At 67.5% G+C, this 15,466-nt stretch carries 16 protein-coding genes; 3 read left to right on the top strand and 13 right to left on the bottom strand.

From position 1 onward, the window contains the following. Nucleotides 1–16: 16 nt before the first annotated feature. On the bottom strand, nt 17–1,231 hold the full coding sequence (locus BM341_RS10020) for an aspartate aminotransferase family protein (RefSeq protein WP_089795484.1): 1,215 nt from the start codon (nt 1,229–1,231) through the stop codon (nt 17–19). Nucleotides 1,232–1,488: 257 nt separating this feature from the next. Here BM341_RS10020 and BM341_RS10015 point away from each other — a divergent pair, with 257 nt between their 5' ends. Then, a complete protein-coding gene (locus BM341_RS10015) occupies nt 1,489–2,106 on the top strand; it encodes a class I SAM-dependent methyltransferase (RefSeq protein WP_089795482.1) in 618 nt (205 codons plus the stop codon). On the opposite strand, the gene BM341_RS10010 is transcribed toward BM341_RS10015, so the two are convergent. From BM341_RS10010 to fabV, 4 genes are read right to left on the bottom strand one after another with little or no spacing between them, the layout of a single operon-like run. Beyond that, entirely contained in the window at nt 2,071–2,994 is a 924-nt protein-coding gene (locus tag BM341_RS10010) for a DMT family transporter (RefSeq protein ID WP_089795481.1), read from the bottom strand. The genes BM341_RS10015 and BM341_RS10010 overlap by 36 nt on opposite strands. Before the next feature lie 39 nt (nt 2,995–3,033). Then, entirely contained in the window at nt 3,034–3,975 is a 942-nt protein-coding gene (locus BM341_RS10005; RefSeq protein ID WP_245784237.1) for a GlxA family transcriptional regulator, read from the bottom strand. Nucleotides 3,976–4,004: 29 nt separating this feature from the next. After that, nucleotides 4,005–4,214: a hypothetical protein gene (locus tag BM341_RS10000; protein WP_089795480.1), complete on the bottom strand. Its 210-nt coding sequence runs from the start codon at nt 4,212–4,214 to the stop codon at nt 4,005–4,007. A 47-nt stretch (nt 4,215–4,261) separates the two neighbouring features. After that, on the bottom strand, nt 4,262–5,488 hold the full coding sequence (fabV, locus tag BM341_RS09995; protein WP_089795478.1) for an enoyl-ACP reductase FabV: 1,227 nt from the start codon (nt 5,486–5,488) through the stop codon (nt 4,262–4,264). A 168-nt stretch (nt 5,489–5,656) separates the two neighbouring features. On the opposite strand from fabV, the gene BM341_RS09990 reads away from it, so the two are divergent. Then, nucleotides 5,657–6,043 carry a DUF7079 family protein gene (locus BM341_RS09990; RefSeq protein WP_089795476.1) on the top strand — a complete coding sequence of 129 codons (387 nt, stop codon included), beginning with the start codon at nt 5,657–5,659 and terminating at the stop codon, nt 6,041–6,043. A 10-nt stretch (nt 6,044–6,053) separates the two neighbouring features. Here the strand turns inward: BM341_RS09990 and BM341_RS09985 are convergent, their stop codons facing one another. The 5 genes from BM341_RS09985 to BM341_RS09965 form a co-directional block, all read right to left on the bottom strand. Further along, a complete protein-coding gene (locus BM341_RS09985) occupies nt 6,054–6,539 on the bottom strand; it encodes a glutathione peroxidase (protein ID WP_089795474.1) in 486 nt (161 codons plus the stop codon). 75 nt (nt 6,540–6,614) lie between these two features. After that, entirely contained in the window at nt 6,615–8,735 is a 2,121-nt protein-coding gene (locus BM341_RS09980) for a transglutaminase TgpA family protein (protein WP_089795470.1), read from the bottom strand. Further along, the gene (locus tag BM341_RS09975; protein WP_089795468.1) at nt 8,732–9,712 is read right to left on the bottom strand and encodes a DUF58 domain-containing protein; all 981 of its coding nucleotides are present in this window, start codon (nt 9,710–9,712) and stop codon (nt 8,732–8,734) included. The genes BM341_RS09980 and BM341_RS09975 overlap by 4 nt, the downstream gene beginning before the upstream one ends. A 15-nt stretch (nt 9,713–9,727) precedes the next feature. Continuing rightward, nucleotides 9,728–10,711, bottom strand: coding sequence for an AAA family ATPase (locus BM341_RS09970; RefSeq protein WP_089795466.1), 984 nt, complete (start codon nt 10,709–10,711; stop codon nt 9,728–9,730). Continuing rightward, on the bottom strand, nt 10,708–11,256 hold the full coding sequence (locus tag BM341_RS09965) for an NUDIX hydrolase (RefSeq protein WP_089795464.1): 549 nt from the start codon (nt 11,254–11,256) through the stop codon (nt 10,708–10,710). The genes BM341_RS09970 and BM341_RS09965 overlap by 4 nt, the downstream gene beginning before the upstream one ends. A gap of 173 nt (nt 11,257–11,429) precedes the next feature. Here BM341_RS09965 and BM341_RS09960 point away from each other — a divergent pair, with 173 nt between their 5' ends. Then, the gene (locus tag BM341_RS09960) at nt 11,430–13,082 is read left to right on the top strand and encodes an acyl-CoA dehydrogenase family protein (RefSeq protein ID WP_089795462.1); all 1,653 of its coding nucleotides are present in this window, start codon (nt 11,430–11,432) and stop codon (nt 13,080–13,082) included. Here BM341_RS09960 and BM341_RS09955 read toward each other — a convergent pair. The 3 genes from BM341_RS09955 to rnk all read right to left on the bottom strand — a co-directional run bounded on the left by BM341_RS09955 (nt 13,022) and on the right by rnk (nt 15,419). Then, the gene (locus BM341_RS09955; RefSeq protein ID WP_089795460.1) at nt 13,022–14,245 is read right to left on the bottom strand and encodes an EAL domain-containing response regulator; all 1,224 of its coding nucleotides are present in this window, start codon (nt 14,243–14,245) and stop codon (nt 13,022–13,024) included. The two genes, BM341_RS09960 and BM341_RS09955, sit on opposite strands and share 61 nt — an antisense overlap. 90 nt (nt 14,246–14,335) lie before the next feature. Further along, a complete protein-coding gene (locus tag BM341_RS09950; protein WP_089795458.1) occupies nt 14,336–14,971 on the bottom strand; it encodes a LysE family translocator in 636 nt (211 codons plus the stop codon). 34 nt (nt 14,972–15,005) lie between these two features. Beyond that, nucleotides 15,006–15,419: a nucleoside diphosphate kinase regulator gene (gene rnk, locus BM341_RS09945; protein ID WP_089795456.1), complete on the bottom strand. Its 414-nt coding sequence runs from the start codon at nt 15,417–15,419 to the stop codon at nt 15,006–15,008. Between the last annotated feature and the right edge of the window lie 47 nt (nt 15,420–15,466).

Here is a 15,466-nt window from a genome sequence, read left to right as displayed (position 1 = left end):
GTCTCGGCGAACTGACTCACCGCCCCGCCACCAGCCTGGCCACGGCGCGCTCCAGGCGCACCATGCCCTCGTCGATATCGGCCTCCGGAATCACCAGCGAGGGCGCCATGCGCAGCACGTTGGGTCCCGCGATCAGCGCCATCAGCCCCTCCTCGATGGCCAGCGGCAGGATCTCCTTGGCGCGTCCCGCGTACTCGGGAGCCATCTCGGCGCCGATCAGCAGCCCCATGCCGCGGATCTCGCGGAACACCCCATGCTGGCGATTGATGGCCTCGAGGTGCTCGCGAAAGCATTCGTGACGCGCCCTGACCCCCGCCAGCACCTCGGGCGTGTCGATGAACTCGACCGCCGCCAGCGCCACGGCGGAGGCCAGGGCGTTGCCGCCATAGGTGGAGCCGTGGCTACCGACAGCCATGGCCGGGGCGACGCGGTCGGTGGTGAGCATGGCGCCCACCGGAAAGCCGCCGCCCAGCGACTTGGCACTGGTGAGAATGTCCGGCGTCACGCCGTATTCCATGTAGGCGAAGAACGCACCGCTGCGGCCCACCCCGGTCTGTACTTCGTCGAAGATCAGCAGCGCGTCGACGCTGTCGCACATCTCGCGCAGGCCGGCCAGAAACGCCGGGGTGGCCGGAATGATCCCGCCCTCGCCCTGCATCGGCTCGACGATCACCGCGCAGGTCCGGTCGTCGATCAGCTCGCGTACGCTGTCGAGGCTGTTGAACTCGCCGTGCACGATGCCGCCGGGGACCGGCCCGAACCCCTGGGAGTACTTGGGCTGACCGCCGACGCTGACGGTAAAGAAGGTGCGGCCGTGAAAGGAGTGCGAGAAGGAGACGATGCGATCCTTCTGGGCGCCGTGATGGTCATGGGCCCAGCGCCGCGCCAGCTTGAGCGCCGCCTCGTTGGCCTCGCCGCCGGACGAGCACAGGTACGCCTTGTCAGCGAAGGTGCGCTCGACCAGGGCGCGCGCGAGCTTGAGTGCCGGCTCATTGGTATAGACGTTGGAGAGATGCCAAAGCTTGTTCGCTTGCGTGATGAGCGCCTCGACCAGCACCGGATGGCAGTGGCCGAGGGAATTGACCGCGATGCCGCCGGCAAAGTCGATGTACTCGCGCCCGGCCTGGTCCCATAGCCGGCTGCCCTCGCCGCGCACCGGAATGGTCTGCTGGGGGGCGTAGTTGGGCAGCATGTACTGGTCGAAGTCGGCGCGGGTCGGGGTCTGGCTCATGGGGGAAGGCACTCCATCGGCAGGAAAACGGCATCGGCAAACGGTAAAAAAACAAATCGCAGAAGATCAGGGTCGAGTATAAGCACTGGTTTACCCAAGCGCTTTCAGCAATGGGACGGCGACTTGTCAAAAAGAGAACTCTAGAAGGCAACTTCAGAAGGCAACCCCAACCACCAGTAGGTAGCGAGACGCCCCCTGTCACCATCGCCGATGGCGTAGGCTAGGGTAAAGCCCCGCCGATGCCGCAAGGAGTTCGCATGATCAACACCACCGGCTGGAATCGCCTGCGCTACACGCTCTACGCCCCGCTCTACGATACCGTGGCCGAACGTGCCTTCCGGCGGCCCCGGCGCCTCGCGCTGGAACAGGTGCACTGGCAACCCGGCATGCGCGTGCTGCTGGTGGGCGCCGGCACCGGGCTCGACCTGCCCTGGCTGCCGCGGGACGTGGAGATACACGCCACGGATCTCGCCCCGGCGATGGTCAAGCGCCTTGTGCAGCGCGCCGAGGCGCTGGGCATGGACGTTCAGGCCGAACCGATGGACGCCGAACGCCTCGACTTTCCCGACGGCTACTTCGACGTGGTGGTCATGCACCTGATCCTCGCGGTCATGCCCGACCCCGCCCAGGGCCTCGCCGAGGCGCGACGGGTGTTGAAACCCGGCGGCCAGCTGTGCGTGATGGACAAGTTCCAGGCCGACGACCGCCCTTCGGGGCCGCTTCGCCGCGGCTTCAATGCCGTCACGTCGGCCATCGCCACCGATATCACGCGCCAGGCGCGACCGCTCCTCGAGGGCGCCGGCTTCGTCATCGAGCAGGACACTCCGGTGCTGATGGGCTCACTGGTCCGCGCCCTGCTGGCGCGTCGCCCTTGAGGGTCTCGCCCGACGCGGCAAGATGGTGCACCAGACACCGACGATCACCACCAGGCTGCCGATCACCTGCACCGGCAGGATGCGATCACCCAGCCACCACCAGGCGCCGAGCATGGTGAACACCGGCAACAGATTGAGGTAGACCGCGGCGCGGGAAGGGCCGATGTCGGCCAGGGCACTGTTGTAGAGCAGCAGCGCCACGACCGACGGAAAGATGCCCAGATACGCCAGGCCGGCAAGCTCGGCGGCCTCGAGCCGCGGCAATACCTGCCAGGCGCCTTCCAACAAGGCGATGGGCGCCAGCGCCAGATTGGCGATGGCCAGCATCACCAGCAGGCTGCCGTAGCGCGGGAAGCGCGCCATATGCTCCTTGACCAGCAGCGAGTACCCCACCCAGACCAGCACCGCCAGCAGCATGATCAGATCGCCAGGATTGATGCCGCCCGGTACTGCCGCAGCGCCCTCTCCCGCCGCGATCACCACCACCGCACCGCAAAGCGACAGCACCACGCCCGCCCACTGCAGCAGGCGATAGCGCTCTCCCAGCAGCAGCACACTGAGCAGCAGAGTCACCACGGGAATCAGCGATTCAAGGATCGCGACGTTGGTCGGCGAGGTAAAGGACAGTGCGGCGTAGATCAGCGCATTGAAGAACGCCACCCCCGATAGCGCCAGCCCCAGCAGGGGCCGCCAATGCCGCCGGAATACCGGCCAGCCATCACGCGCCTGATGCCAGCCCAGCGGCAGCATGATCACCAAGGCGATGAATACCCGGCCCATCGAGATGGTGAAGGGCGGCAGGTCGGAAAGCGCCTTGCCGACCAGGATGTTGCCGGAAAAGATCATCACCACCAGCAGCAGGAAGAGATGGGGTCTCAGGATGCTCAAGTGCGCTCCTTGGGTTGCGGCATCGAGGGTGGCCAACCCTTACATCAAACGCTCTTCCCGGGGCGACACCCCGAAATGGTGGCGGTAGGCCGTGGAAAAATGCGCGGCCGAGGAAAACCCCGTGGCCAGCGCGATTTCGCCGGCCGGAAGGTCGCTGTCACGCAACAGCCGTCGCGCCTGCTGCAGGCGCAGGTTCAGATAATAGCGGCTGGGTACCGCCTGCAGATACTTCTTGAACAACCGCTCCAGCTGGCGTCGCGAGATACCCAGATGCTCGCCGAGTTCGTGGGTGGAGAGCGGCTCCTCGATATTGGCTTTCATGAGCGCCACCGCCTCGAGCAGGCTCTCGGGGGCGTGGCCGAGCCTTGCCCGCAGCGAGGCCTGCTGGGGCTCATCGCCCATGCGCACCCGCTCCAGCACGAAGTGCTCGGAGACTCGCTCGGCAAGGGAGCTGCCCTGCTGGGCGGCGATCAACGTCATCATCATGTCCATGGCCGCCGTGCCGCCGCCGCAGGTCAGGCGGTCGCGGTCGATCTCGAACAACTGCCGGGAGAGATGGATGCGGGGACAGGCCTGGGCCACCGCCTCGAAGCGCTGCCAGGGTAGCGTGGCACGATAGCCCTCCAGCAGACCGGCCCTGGCCAGCACCTCGACGCCGCCCCCGATGCCGCCAAGCACCACGCCTCGCGCCGCCAACCACCTGAGCCATCCCGACAGGCGGTCCAGATCGCCTGGCGCCAACGGCGTCTGGGCGCAGACCAACAACATGTCGACCCCGGCCAGCGCCTCGCCGATCCCCGCCTGGGGAAGCAGCCACTGCCGGGACTGGCTGGCCACCGCCCGCTCATCGAGGGCGAAGGTGCTGAGACGATATAACGCTCGATCGGCGAGCTGATTGGCAACCGCCAGCGGCTCGGTTGCACAGGCCTGAGCCAGCAGCGAGAAGCCGGGCAGCACCACGACGCCGACATACCGCGTCAACGGCGAGCCTTGCGACGGGGTGGCGCCGATCAGTCGCCGACGCCATAGATCAACAGGGCGGCGATCAGAATCCCCAGCACCGCGATCACGATCGGCAGTACGCGCTGAAACCCCTTGGCTGGCGCCTTGGCTTCCGGCTGGCGGGCATCGGGTTCGGGATGCTCGAAGTCTTCCGGCTCCTTCACTTCCTTGAGATGCTTGAGCTCTTCCTTCTGCGTCTTGCTTTCCTCGGTATTCATCACAACCTCCCCAGCGTTGTTCTCAGCGGTGGCAGCGGATCAGGCTCTTATAAGGTTACGACATCGAATTCGACCTGGGGGTCCACGTCGGCCGTGTAGTCCACGTCGTCACGCTCGAAGCCAAACAGCTTGAGAAAGTCGTGCTTGTAGCCCGCGTAGTCGGTGATCGCAAAGAGGTTCTCGGTGGTCACCTTCGGCCACAGGTCCTTGCAGGCCTGCTGCACATCGTCGCGCAGTTCCCAGTCGTCCAGGCGCAGTCGGCGAGCCTCGTCGGTGCGGCAGTCATTGCCCTGTCCTTCGCGAGAATAGAGACATTCGCCGAACAGGCGGTTGAGCTGGTCAATGGTGCCCTCGTGCAGGCCCTTCTCCTTCATCACCTTGTAGACCATGGCGATGTAGAGCGGCATCACCGGGATCGCCGCGCTGGCCTGGGTCACCACCGACTTGAGCACCGCCACGTTGGCGCTCCCGCCGCTTGACGAGAGGCGCTTGTCGATCTCGCCGGCGGCGCGGTCAAGGTCTTCCTTGGCCTTGCCCAGCGCCCCGTGCCAGTAAATCGGCCAGGTGATCTCGGTGCCGATGTAGCTGAAGGCCACGCTGCGCGCGCCGGGCGCCAGCACGCCGGCGCGGTCCAGGGCATCGATCCACAGCTCCCAGTCCTCACCGCCCATCACCGCCTTGGTGTCCTCGATCTCCTGCTCGGTGGCGGGCTCGACCTCGGCCTCGATGATGGCGTCCTTGTTGGTGTCGATGGCCGTGGCGCGGTAGGTTTCGCCGATCGGCTTGAGCGCCGAGCGCTTGAGCTCGCCGCTGTCCGGCAGTTTGCGCACCGGCGAGGCCAGCGAGTAGACCACCAGGTCGATCTGGCCAAGATCCTGCTGGATCAGCTCGATGGCCTTGTCGCGCGCCGCGTGAGAGAAGGCGTCGCCGTTGATCGACTTGCTGTAGCGCCCCTCGGCCTTGGCAAACTTGTCGAAGGCCGCCGAGTTGTACCAGCCGGCGGTGCCGGGCTTGGTCTCGGTCGAGGGCTTTTCGAAGAACACCCCCAGGGTATCGGCGCCATAACCGAAGGCCGCGGTGATGCGCGCCGCCAGGCCGTAACCGCTGGAGGCCCCGATCACCAGCACTTTCTTCGGTCGCTGTTGCTCGTCAGTCAGCGCCTTGTCCAGGCCGCGGGCACGGGTCGCCTCGATCTGCTCGAGCACGTTCTTCTCGCAGCCGACGGGGTGGGTGGTGGTGCAGATGAATCCGCGAACCTTGGGTTTGATGATCACGACAGACCTCACTATTGGGGATCGGGCCGCAGGCGGCCCGTTCAAATGTTTCGGCGTGCTCCGATGCTTTACCATGAGCGTGCGTGCCATTCTAGCGAGGGACGAGCGCACTGTCCGCCCTTGCGCTCGAGACACACAGACGATATCCACCAACGGCAGGAGACCCCGATGAACGCTCAACGCCTGGTCGATGAACGCGGCGATCTCTGGCTGGCCCTTGCCCCACTATGGCTTGAACGCGAACCGCGAGAGACCGACTACGCCCGCATGATCGCGGTCATCCAGCGTCACGATCTTACCCTGCAGCAACTCGAATGGGTGTTTCGCCTGGAGCTCGCGCCGGTGCTGTCACGCCAGCAGATGTCGGTGGCGGGGGAATGGCGAGCCTTCGACGACTACAAGCTGATGAAGCAGTTGGTAGCCCACAACCTGCGCCTCAAGGGCTGGCGTCGCAAGAGCTGGATGCTGTTCTCGGGATTGACCACCATGATGACCCGGCATCGCTGGAACGAGCTGATGGCCCGCCTGATGGTGGAACGCGGCGAGATGCCCTGAAGTCCGGCGCTCAAGTCTCGTCGAGGGCAAGCTCCAGCGCCTCGCGCAGTTCCAGCTCGCCGTCACGCGGCGAGAAGCGGCGGATTACCCGCCCGTCGCGCCCAACCAGAAACTTGGTAAAGTTCCACTTGATCATGCCGGTACCCAGCACGCCCGGCGCCTCACGCTTGAGTTCTTCAAACAGCGGATGTGCGCCCGGTCCGTTGACCTTGACCTTTTCCATCAGCGGAAACGTGACGCGGTACTCCCGCACGCTGAAATCGCAGAAATCCAGCGCCGACTCCGGCGACTGGCGGGCGAACTGATTGCAAGGGAACCCCAGCACGGTGAAGCCACGGTCACGATAGCGCACATAGAGCCGCTCGAGGTCCTTGAGCTGAGGGGTAAAGCCGCAACGGCTGGCGACGTTGACGATGAGCAGTACCTGGCCGCGCAGCGCGCCGAAGTTGAAGGGTTCACCCTGGGCGGTGCGGCATTGGTGATCGTGAATGGACATGCGCGCGCCTTCATAGTCGTTTTACTTCAAGATGCCACGCTGTCGCGCCGGACGCCAGTCCGAGGCGATGCATCGTCATGCCCGACGCCTTCGCAGCCGTCGTTGCACCTCGGCGACACGCACGGCCAGTTGGCGGTGGCGCTGGCGGCGTTCGGCCTCGTCTAGCGGCGCATAAAGCAGCCGCTCGGCGTGATGGGCGCAGTCCTCGAGTGCCGGACCCGCCGCCCCGGCGCGGGGCGCCAGCCGCCGCAGGTGGCTCGCCGGCGACTCCCCCGGCAGCGACTCGAGGCCGCGCCGTTCCAGCCAGGCTTGGAGCGCCAGCAACTGGGCCCGCGCGTCACGATCGAGCCGCCAGCGACGCCACATCCGCCTGCCCAGCCACGCCGCTGCCACCGTGCCTGCTGCGATGTTCATAAGACCCAGCAGGCTCGCCGCCAGGCCCCGCCCCGATGCCACCTCGACGAGCCAGGCCCGAACCGCCTGCCAACCATTCGCCAGGCGCGCCAGGAGCTCGCCGCGGGCACCGCGCTGATAGCCGATCACACCGCGCTGCCAGCGATATTCCAGCCGCTCCCACGCCAATCGCAGCGGGTTGGCCCAGCCCAGCTCGCGCAGGCGCAGTGGCGAGAAAGGCGCATCGGCCAGGAATCGCTCCCGACCATCGCGAACTGCCTGGGGGCCCTGCTCGATGCGCTCAGGGGCGATCGCTGCGGTTGGGTCAAGGCGCTGCCAGCCACCCTCGAGCCACACCTCGACCCAGGCATGGGCATCGTAGTCGCGCACCGTAAAATGGCCATCCGGGTGTCGCTCGCCGCCCAGAAAGCCGGCCACGATACGCGCCGGAATGCCCACCGCCCTGGCCATCACCGCCGCGGCAGAGGCGTAGTGGGTACAGTAGCCGGCGCGGCTCTCGAAGAGGAATTCGTCGACGCGATCGCGGGAACCCAGCCGCGGGGGCGAGAGTGTGTAGCGAAACGGCGCCTCGCCGAAGCGCGCCATCACCCGCCCGAGATAAACACGTGTATCACCGCCGCTTTCGCGCCACAGCCGCTCGGCGAGTTCGCGGGTGCGCGGGTTGCCCCGCGGCGGCAGCATGGCATGAAAGGCCGCTCCGGCGGGGTCGGCGTGGGCCGGCGCCTGCCCGCTGCTTTCGACCGTCAGCAGAGTGCGCGACGACAGCGGCGCGCGTCCCTCCAGCGTGCCGTCGGCCAGATAACGCTGGCGGCTGTCGGTGGCCAGCGGCGTGCCCAGCGAGGGGCGCCAGGGACGGCTGTCGGGCTCGAGCAACAGCTCGGCGGTAAAGCGCGGCGGGTCGTTTTCGTCCTGCCAGGGGGAACGCCGCCCCTCGCGCATGAAATCCGCGAGGGGGCGTGCCAGGGTCGCCGACAGCGCCTGGGGCGTGACCCGCGACCAGCGCACGCCATCGAAGTGCGTCAGCGTGTAGACCCGCCAGTAGCGCTCGCTGACCGTGGGCTCGCGCCCCCTGAAACGCGCCCGGAAGGCGCGGGCGTCGCTGCGCGAGAGCGCGGCGATGTCGCCCGGTGCGATCTCGTCGGTCAGCCCAGTGGAGGCCCTGTCCAGCTGCGGCATCGCCCACAGCGGCCCGAGCCTCGGCACGCCGACGAACAGCGCCACCATCAGCGGCGCCGAAAGCCCCAGCAGCCAGGCCGTCTCGCGCCAGGCGCTGGCCGCACTGCCCGCCCCGGCCAGCCGGACCAGCGATTGCACCTGCCAGCCCAGCATCAGCAAGGCGCCCACCGCCATGGGAATGCCCTGGTCATGCAGAAACGCCGAGGCGGTCGCGACCATGCCGATCAGCACCACCACCCGGGCATCGCGGCGGTCGTGGGTCTCGAGCAGCTTGAGCAGGTAGACCCCGATCAACAGCCCGATCAGCCCCTGCATGCCATACAGGATGCCGTACTCCAGCCACAACGCCGCCAGCAGCCCAGCCACCGCCGTCAGGCGCAGCACGAGCCCCGCCCGCGGCAAGCGGCCGCACAACTGCAGGTAGCGATGGCCCGCCACGGCGGCGGCAAGCGCGATCAGCCAGAGCGGCATCCACGCCAGGTGCAGCGCCAGGATCAGGCACTGGCCGATAAACAGCTGGCGCAGCATGGCGTTGCCCAGCGCCCGGCCGTCGGCCAGTACCGCCGGCTCCGGAATGGCACGCAACTCGATACGCCGCCCGATCACGTGGGCAAACCCTGACGGATGGCGTCGGACGGCGGGAAGCGGGCCAGTGCGTCGAGGGCGGCGCGGCGCTGGCTCGCGCCTTCACCCTGGGGCAGGGTCAAGCCCGGCAGGCGTAGGCCGAAGCGGTCGCCGGCGCGATGATGCGCCAGCACGCGAGCGCAGAGCACCGACAGGCGGCGCTCGAGGTCGCCCCGGCAGGTAGCGTAGTCAAGCCAGAGCTGCTGGCGCGGCGGCGCTTGGAATGTCTTGGCGGCCAGCACGCCGGTGCGGCTCCATTGTTTCCAGGCCAGCCGCGTGGGGCTGTCGCCGGGTACTGCACGGCGCAGCCCGGCGAAGTCGCTCTCCTCGCGGCCCTGCCCCGCCTGACGATAATGCGCGGCCTCGAGCTCCAGCGGCTGCGGATAGACCCATAGCGTCTCGGCGGTTTCGAGCCAGGCCACCACGCGCACCAGCCCCAGCGGCCAGCGACTCTGCAAGCGCAGCATCGGCAGGCGCTGCCGACCGCGCCGGGGAGCGGGCAACGCCAGGACGGTCTCGCCACGGCCGTCGGGCAGGTCGACACTAGCCATCGCAGCGGCGCCATGCACCTCGAGGGCGGTGCGCGGCCGGCTGGCCTCGAGAATCACCCCGAGCCGCGCCTCGCCGCCGGCGAACACCTCGCGGGGCAGGCGCAGTGTCATCTTCACACCAAGCAGGTTACGCCAGCCGCGCAGCAACGCCACCGCGCCGAGGGCAAACAGCCAGAAGGCCAGCCCGTAGGCCAGGCTGTTCTGGTAATTGATCCCGAACAGCAGCAGCACCACGACCAGCACCATCCAGCCCAGCCCGAAGCGGGTCGGCAGCAGGAACAGCCGGCGCTGGGGAAGCGGTCTGGCCATTGGCGCCGTCAGGCGGCGGAACAGGCGCCGACGCAGGCGCTTACCGGGCGCCGCGTCGGTCCCGGCATGGGCCTCAGTACGCGCCTTACTACGCGACATAAAAAGCCCACGCCATCATCCCGACATTACCGACACGCGGGCGAGCAGATGGCGCGCCAGCGCCTCGCCTTCCTCGCGCGGGCCACTGCTCAGGCGATGCCCGGTGACCGGCACCCAGACCGCCTGGACATCCTCCGGCAGCACATGGTCGCGCCCCGCCAGCAACGCCCAGCCCCGCGCGGCCTGAAGCAGCGCCAGCACGCCGCGGGTGGAGAGGCCCCAGGCCAGCTCGGGATGTTCCCGGCTGGCCGCCGCCAGCGCCTGCACGTAATCGAGCAGCGCCTCGGCGACATGAACCCCGGCCAGCCGCGCTTGCCAGGCCCGCATGCGCTCGGCATTGAACAGCGCCGGCAGCGACTCGAGCTTCACCCGGCCGGCATTGCCGCGCAGTATCTCGCGCTCCGCCGCCGGGTTGGGGTAGCCCAGCGACAGACGCATCAGGAAGCGGTCGAGTTGCGACTCCGGCAAGGCGAACGTGCCCGCCTGCTCTTGCGGGTTCTGGGTGGCGATGACGAAGAAGGGGTCGGGAAGCGCCCGGGTCTCGCCTTCCACCGTCACCTTGCCCTCCTCCATGGCCTCGAGCAGCGCGCTCTGGGTCTTGGGGGTGGCGCGGTTGATCTCGTCGGCCAGCACCAAGCCGTGGAAGACCGGCCCGGGATGAAAGCGGAAGCACACCTCGCGGGGATCGAACACTGAAACGCCCAGCACGTCGGCGGGCAGGAGGTCGCTGGTGAACTGCAGGCGCTGCATGTCCAGCCCGGTGACTCTCGCCAGCGCCTGGGCCAGCGTGGTCTTGCCGAGTCCCGGCAGGTCCTCGATCAACAGATGCCCGCGACACAGCAGGCAGCACAGCGCCAGGCGTACTTCATGCGGCTTGCCGAGCACCACCGCCTCGAGCGCGGCCACTACTGGTGCCAGACTCTCGAGCCGTGCTGGATCCTCATCTCGCGCCCTGCTCTGCTGCCGCAACGTGCTCTCCCCCTTCGCCTGGCGATTCATGGCGCCACCGCGAGAGCGCCGGTCTCGTCCAGCGCCATCACGGCCTGGCGGGTATCCGGCGTCACGCCTTCAAGCGCCAGGGCGTCTTCCGGCGACAGCCAGAAGGCCTCGGCCACCTCTTCCGCCTGCAGTACGAGCGGCCCGTCATGCTCGACCACAAAGACGCTGCCGAAGATGTGATGGCCGCCCTCGGCATGCACGAATTCCAGCACGTGGCGCAGCGGGGCATGGTTGACGCCGAGCTCCTCGGCAAGCTCGCGGCGCGCCGCCACGTGCACCGCTTCGCCAGCCCCCACCACGCCACCAGCAGCCAGATCGAGGCCACCGGGGAAGACTTCCTTGGTCAAGGTGCGTCGCTGCACACAGAGCTCGCCCCGCCGGTTGCGCACCACGATATAGGTGGCGCGATGCCAGCACCGAAAACGCCGCATCGTCGCCCGCATGGCGCTGCCGCAGGGGCGATTGCGCGCGTCCACCAGCTGGATGCGTTCATCGGCGATATGCGGGCGCGGCAGCGACGCGGGCAAGGAGATGTCGGCGGTCATGAGAGCCTCCCGGTAAAAGGCCTTCAGCCTAACCAGTCGCGCCTGGCACGTCACCTAGTGCGTCTCCTGCCCCGCTCTCCACGTTGGTTTGCCACGTTGACCGCTGGCTACGTTGACCGTTGGGATAGCGCCGACCATGCTCAGACAAGCGCACCACCGTCGGAGGTTTCCCCATGGCCGACCAGGCGCCCCGCTCACGCCAGGGCACGCATGAGGTGGATAACCAGCCCGATGTCAGCGGCGACCGCGACCTGCTGGCAGCGGACCTGCCCCTGCAGGAAGCGCTCGCCCGCGACGCCCCGCAGTGGGTCGCCCAGCGACTCGCCGCCCTCGGCGAGGAGGCCGGCAGCGCCCGCGTGCGCGAACTTGGCCAGGCAGCCGACCGCCACCCGCCGGTGCTGAGGGCCTTCGACGCTTATGGCCGGCGACTCGACGAAGTGAGCTATCACCCCGCCTACCATGAGCTGATGCACCTGGCCATCGACCATGGCTGGCACGCCGTGGCCTGGCAGGAAGAGGGCTGCGGCGGCCACCAGGCCCACGTCGCCGCGCTCTACCTGCTCACCCAGGCCGAACCGGGCTTCTGCTGCCCGATCACCATGACCCACGCTGCCATGCCGGTGCTTCGCCATTCGACCGTCGTGCATGCCCGCTGGGCGCCAGGGCTGCTGGCCTGGGACTATGACCCCCGCGCAATTCCCGCCAGCGACAAGAGCGGCCTGACCTTCGGCATGGCGATGACCGAGAAGCAGGGCGGCAGCGATCTGCGGGCCATCAGCACGCGTGCCGAACCGGACAGCGACGGCTGGCGACTCATCGGCCACAAGTGGTTCTGCAGCGCGCCGATGTCCGATGCTTTCCTGACGCTTGCCCGGAGCGATGCCGGACTTGGCTGTTTTCTGGTCCCGCGCTTCACGCCGGATGGCCAGCGCAACCCCATCGAACTGCAACGCCTAAAGGACAAGTGCGGCAATCGTGCCAATGCCTCGGCGGAGATCGAATATCGCGGCGCCTGGGCGGAACCGATCGGCGAGCCGGGCCGCGGCATCGCCACCCTGCTCGAAATGGTCCAGCAGACGCGCCTGGATACCGCCACCGCCCCGGTGGGCATGATGCGTCAGGCACTGGACGAGGTATGGCGCCATGCCCGCCAGCGCCACGCCTTCGGCCGACCGCTGGCCGACCAGCCACTGATGCGCGGGGTAATCGCCGACCTGGCGCTGGAAGTAGAAGCCGGCCTGGCGCTGGTGATGCGTACCGCGCGCGCCTTCGACGCCGCGGCCCGTGGCGAGCAGGACGAAGCCGCGCTGGCCAGGCTACTGCCGGCGCTGGCCAAATACTGGCACAACAAGCGCGGGCCGGGCTTCATGGCCGAGGCCATGGAGTGCCTGGGCGGAATCGGCTATGTCGAGGAGCTGCCTTTGGCGCGTCTTTACCGCGAAGCGCCGGTCAACTCGATCTGGGAAGGCTCGGGCAACGTGATCTGCCTGGATGTGCTGCGGGTGCTTGCGCGTCACCCCGAGGCGCTCGACGCCCTGCGCCAGCTGCTGGGGAAGGCGCGGGGGCAACAGGCGAATTTCGATGCCGCACTCAATGAACTGGAGCGCGAATTCGGCCAGCCAGTGGAAGACCTCGAACCGCGCGCCCGCTGGTTGGCTCAGCGCCTGGCGCAGTGTACCCAGGCCGCGCTGCTGTTACACCACGCGCCGAATGCCGTCGCCGAGACCTTCTGTCGCGCCCGTCTCGGCAGCGAGGCGAGTCCGGCCTACGGCATATTGCCGAGCGACGCGCCGCTTGCCGCCATCCTCGAGCGAATCGGCAACTGATACCGCGCCAGCGCGGGAATGGCGTTCGCGGGTACCGGTCGCGACAGGCCGAAGCCCTGCACGTGCGTGCAGCCGAAATGCTCCAGCAGTGGCAGGATACGCAGCTCCTCGATGCCCTCGGCCACCACGCGGATGCCCAGCCGCCGGCCGAGCAGCGCCACTGCCTCGACGATCGCCGAATCCTGGGGGTTTTCATGCAAGTGGCTGACGAAACTGCGGTCGATCTTGACCTCGCTGATCGGCAGCACCTGCAAGCGTGACAGCGACGAGAAGCCCACGCCGAAATCGTCCACCGACATTTCCAGCCCGCCAAGATGCAGCCGGGCCGCCACTTCGCTGCCCAATAGTTCGTCTTCCATCGCGGCACTCTCGGTGATTTCCAGCACCACCAGCTGTGGGCTGTCGGGCACCGCGTGGCGTGCCATGTCCAGCAAATCGGGGCTCGTCAGGTCGTCGGCGGTCACGTTGACCGACAGCGACAGCACAACCCCTTCTTCACGCCACTGCTCGGCATCGTCCAGTGCACGCTTCAGCACGTAGCGAGTGAGGCGCTTGCCCTGGGCACGAGTCAGCAGGGGCAGGAAGCTGTCCGGGCCAAGCAGACCCAGGCGCGGATGGTCCCAGCGCACCAGCGCCTCGACGCCGCTCAGGCGGTCGCTGGCGAGCTCGTACTGAGGCTGGTAGTAGAGCGTCAGCTCATTGCCGGCGAGAGCTATTGCGAGCTCCTGCGTGCTCACTACCGGCTCTGTCTCGGGGCGGGGAGGCGTCTCGCGGACGGCACGCCACCGGCCGAGACGTTGGCGCAACTCGGCCAGCCGCATGGGCTTTTCCAGTGAACCGAGCATCTGCAAGCCCAGCGTCTGACCCACCCGCTCGGCGATCTGCGACACCTTGCGCTCCACCCCGCTGATCAGCAGCACGCGGCCCCGGTAATCGGCCTCGGCGAGCCGATGCAGCAAGGCGATGCCGTCCTGCTCACCGAACTCGAGCGTCATGATCACCAGCGGCGGCGGATAGAGGGCGACTTCTTCCAGTAGGGCCGCGGCCTGGTAGAAATGACAGCTTTCCATACCAAGCACGCGGAGTTGCAGGGAAAGCTCGGCGGCGACTTCCAGGTCGGTCTCCAGCACCAGCGCTCGCGTTCTGTGTAATGGATCGTGCATCGACCACGATTTCCGCTACAGAAGACACCTTGAGGATAGCACCAGCACGAGTGGCCAATGGCCAATCTCTGTATCAATTAGACGACATCATCACCCAACCAGTTCCTGGCCGGTCAGGGGGCCGATCATCACCCGCGTGGCCAGCGCCAGCAGCAGCACGCCAGTAATGCGATTGATCCAGTGCGCCCGGGCCTGCAGCCACGGCAACACCCGCGAGTGGGAAAGACTCAGCGCCACCAGCACGTACCAGCCGCCGTCGATGACCATCGCCGTCAGCACGATGATCGCCCGGTCCGACATACGCATGTCCGGCGTCACGAACTGGCTGAGCAAGGCCACGAAGAACAGGATCAATTTGGGATTGCCCAGCGCCACCAGCATGCCCTCACGCGCCGCCTGGCGTCGGGTGGTGGTCAGCGTCGTCGCCGCGAAGGCACCGGCTCGCCCGGCGCGCAGCGCTTTGATGCCCAGCCATGCCAGGTAAGCGGCACCGAGCCAGGTGATGACCTGAAATACCCCGGGCAGGCGCACGATCATCGCCCCCAGCCCCCAGACGGTGAGCAGGGCATAAAAGCCCACGCCCAGCGCATGAGACAGCGCCGCCGTGACGCCCGGCGCTCGACCACCACCCAAGGTGTGACGCAGCACCAGTGCCAGGCTCGGTCCCGGCGACATGGCGCCCAGGGCGCAGATCATGGCCAGCGACAGCCAGAGCGAGAGGGGCATGCAGGCAGCTCCAGACGTCGAGGTTGGTAAAGACTCAGCGGTGGAACTGCCCTTCCCGCTCGGGCTGCCAGAGAATGGCATCGATGCGTAGCCGCACCTCACGCCCGCCAGGCAGCGGCCAGTCGATGGTGTCGCCGATGCGCAGGCCGAGCAAGGCCGCGCCCACGGGCGCCATCACGGAGATACCGTCCTCGGTGGTGGCCAGTGCATGGGGATAGACCAGCGTACGAATGATCTGCCGGTCACGCTCCAGGTCGGTGAACTGCACCTGACTGCACATGCTCACCACGTCTGCAGGGATCTGCTCCGGATCAATCACTTCGCCGCGCGCCAGCTCCTCTTCCAGCGAGCGGGCCACTGCCTGGTCCTTGTCGTCGGCCTCGTCAATGAGCCGTTGCAACCGATCGGCATCGAGTCGGTTGATAATGATGGTGGGGCGCGTTGCCATGGAACCTCCTGAACATCGTCAACGATGATTTCACGCTTTCGGGGTAA

The organism is Halomonas korlensis (genome assembly GCF_900116705.1).
Taxonomy (GTDB): domain Bacteria; phylum Pseudomonadota; class Gammaproteobacteria; order Pseudomonadales; family Halomonadaceae; genus Halomonas; species Halomonas korlensis.
Note: the sequence above shows the minus strand (reverse complement) of the source record. Positions and strands in the feature narration are given on the sequence as shown.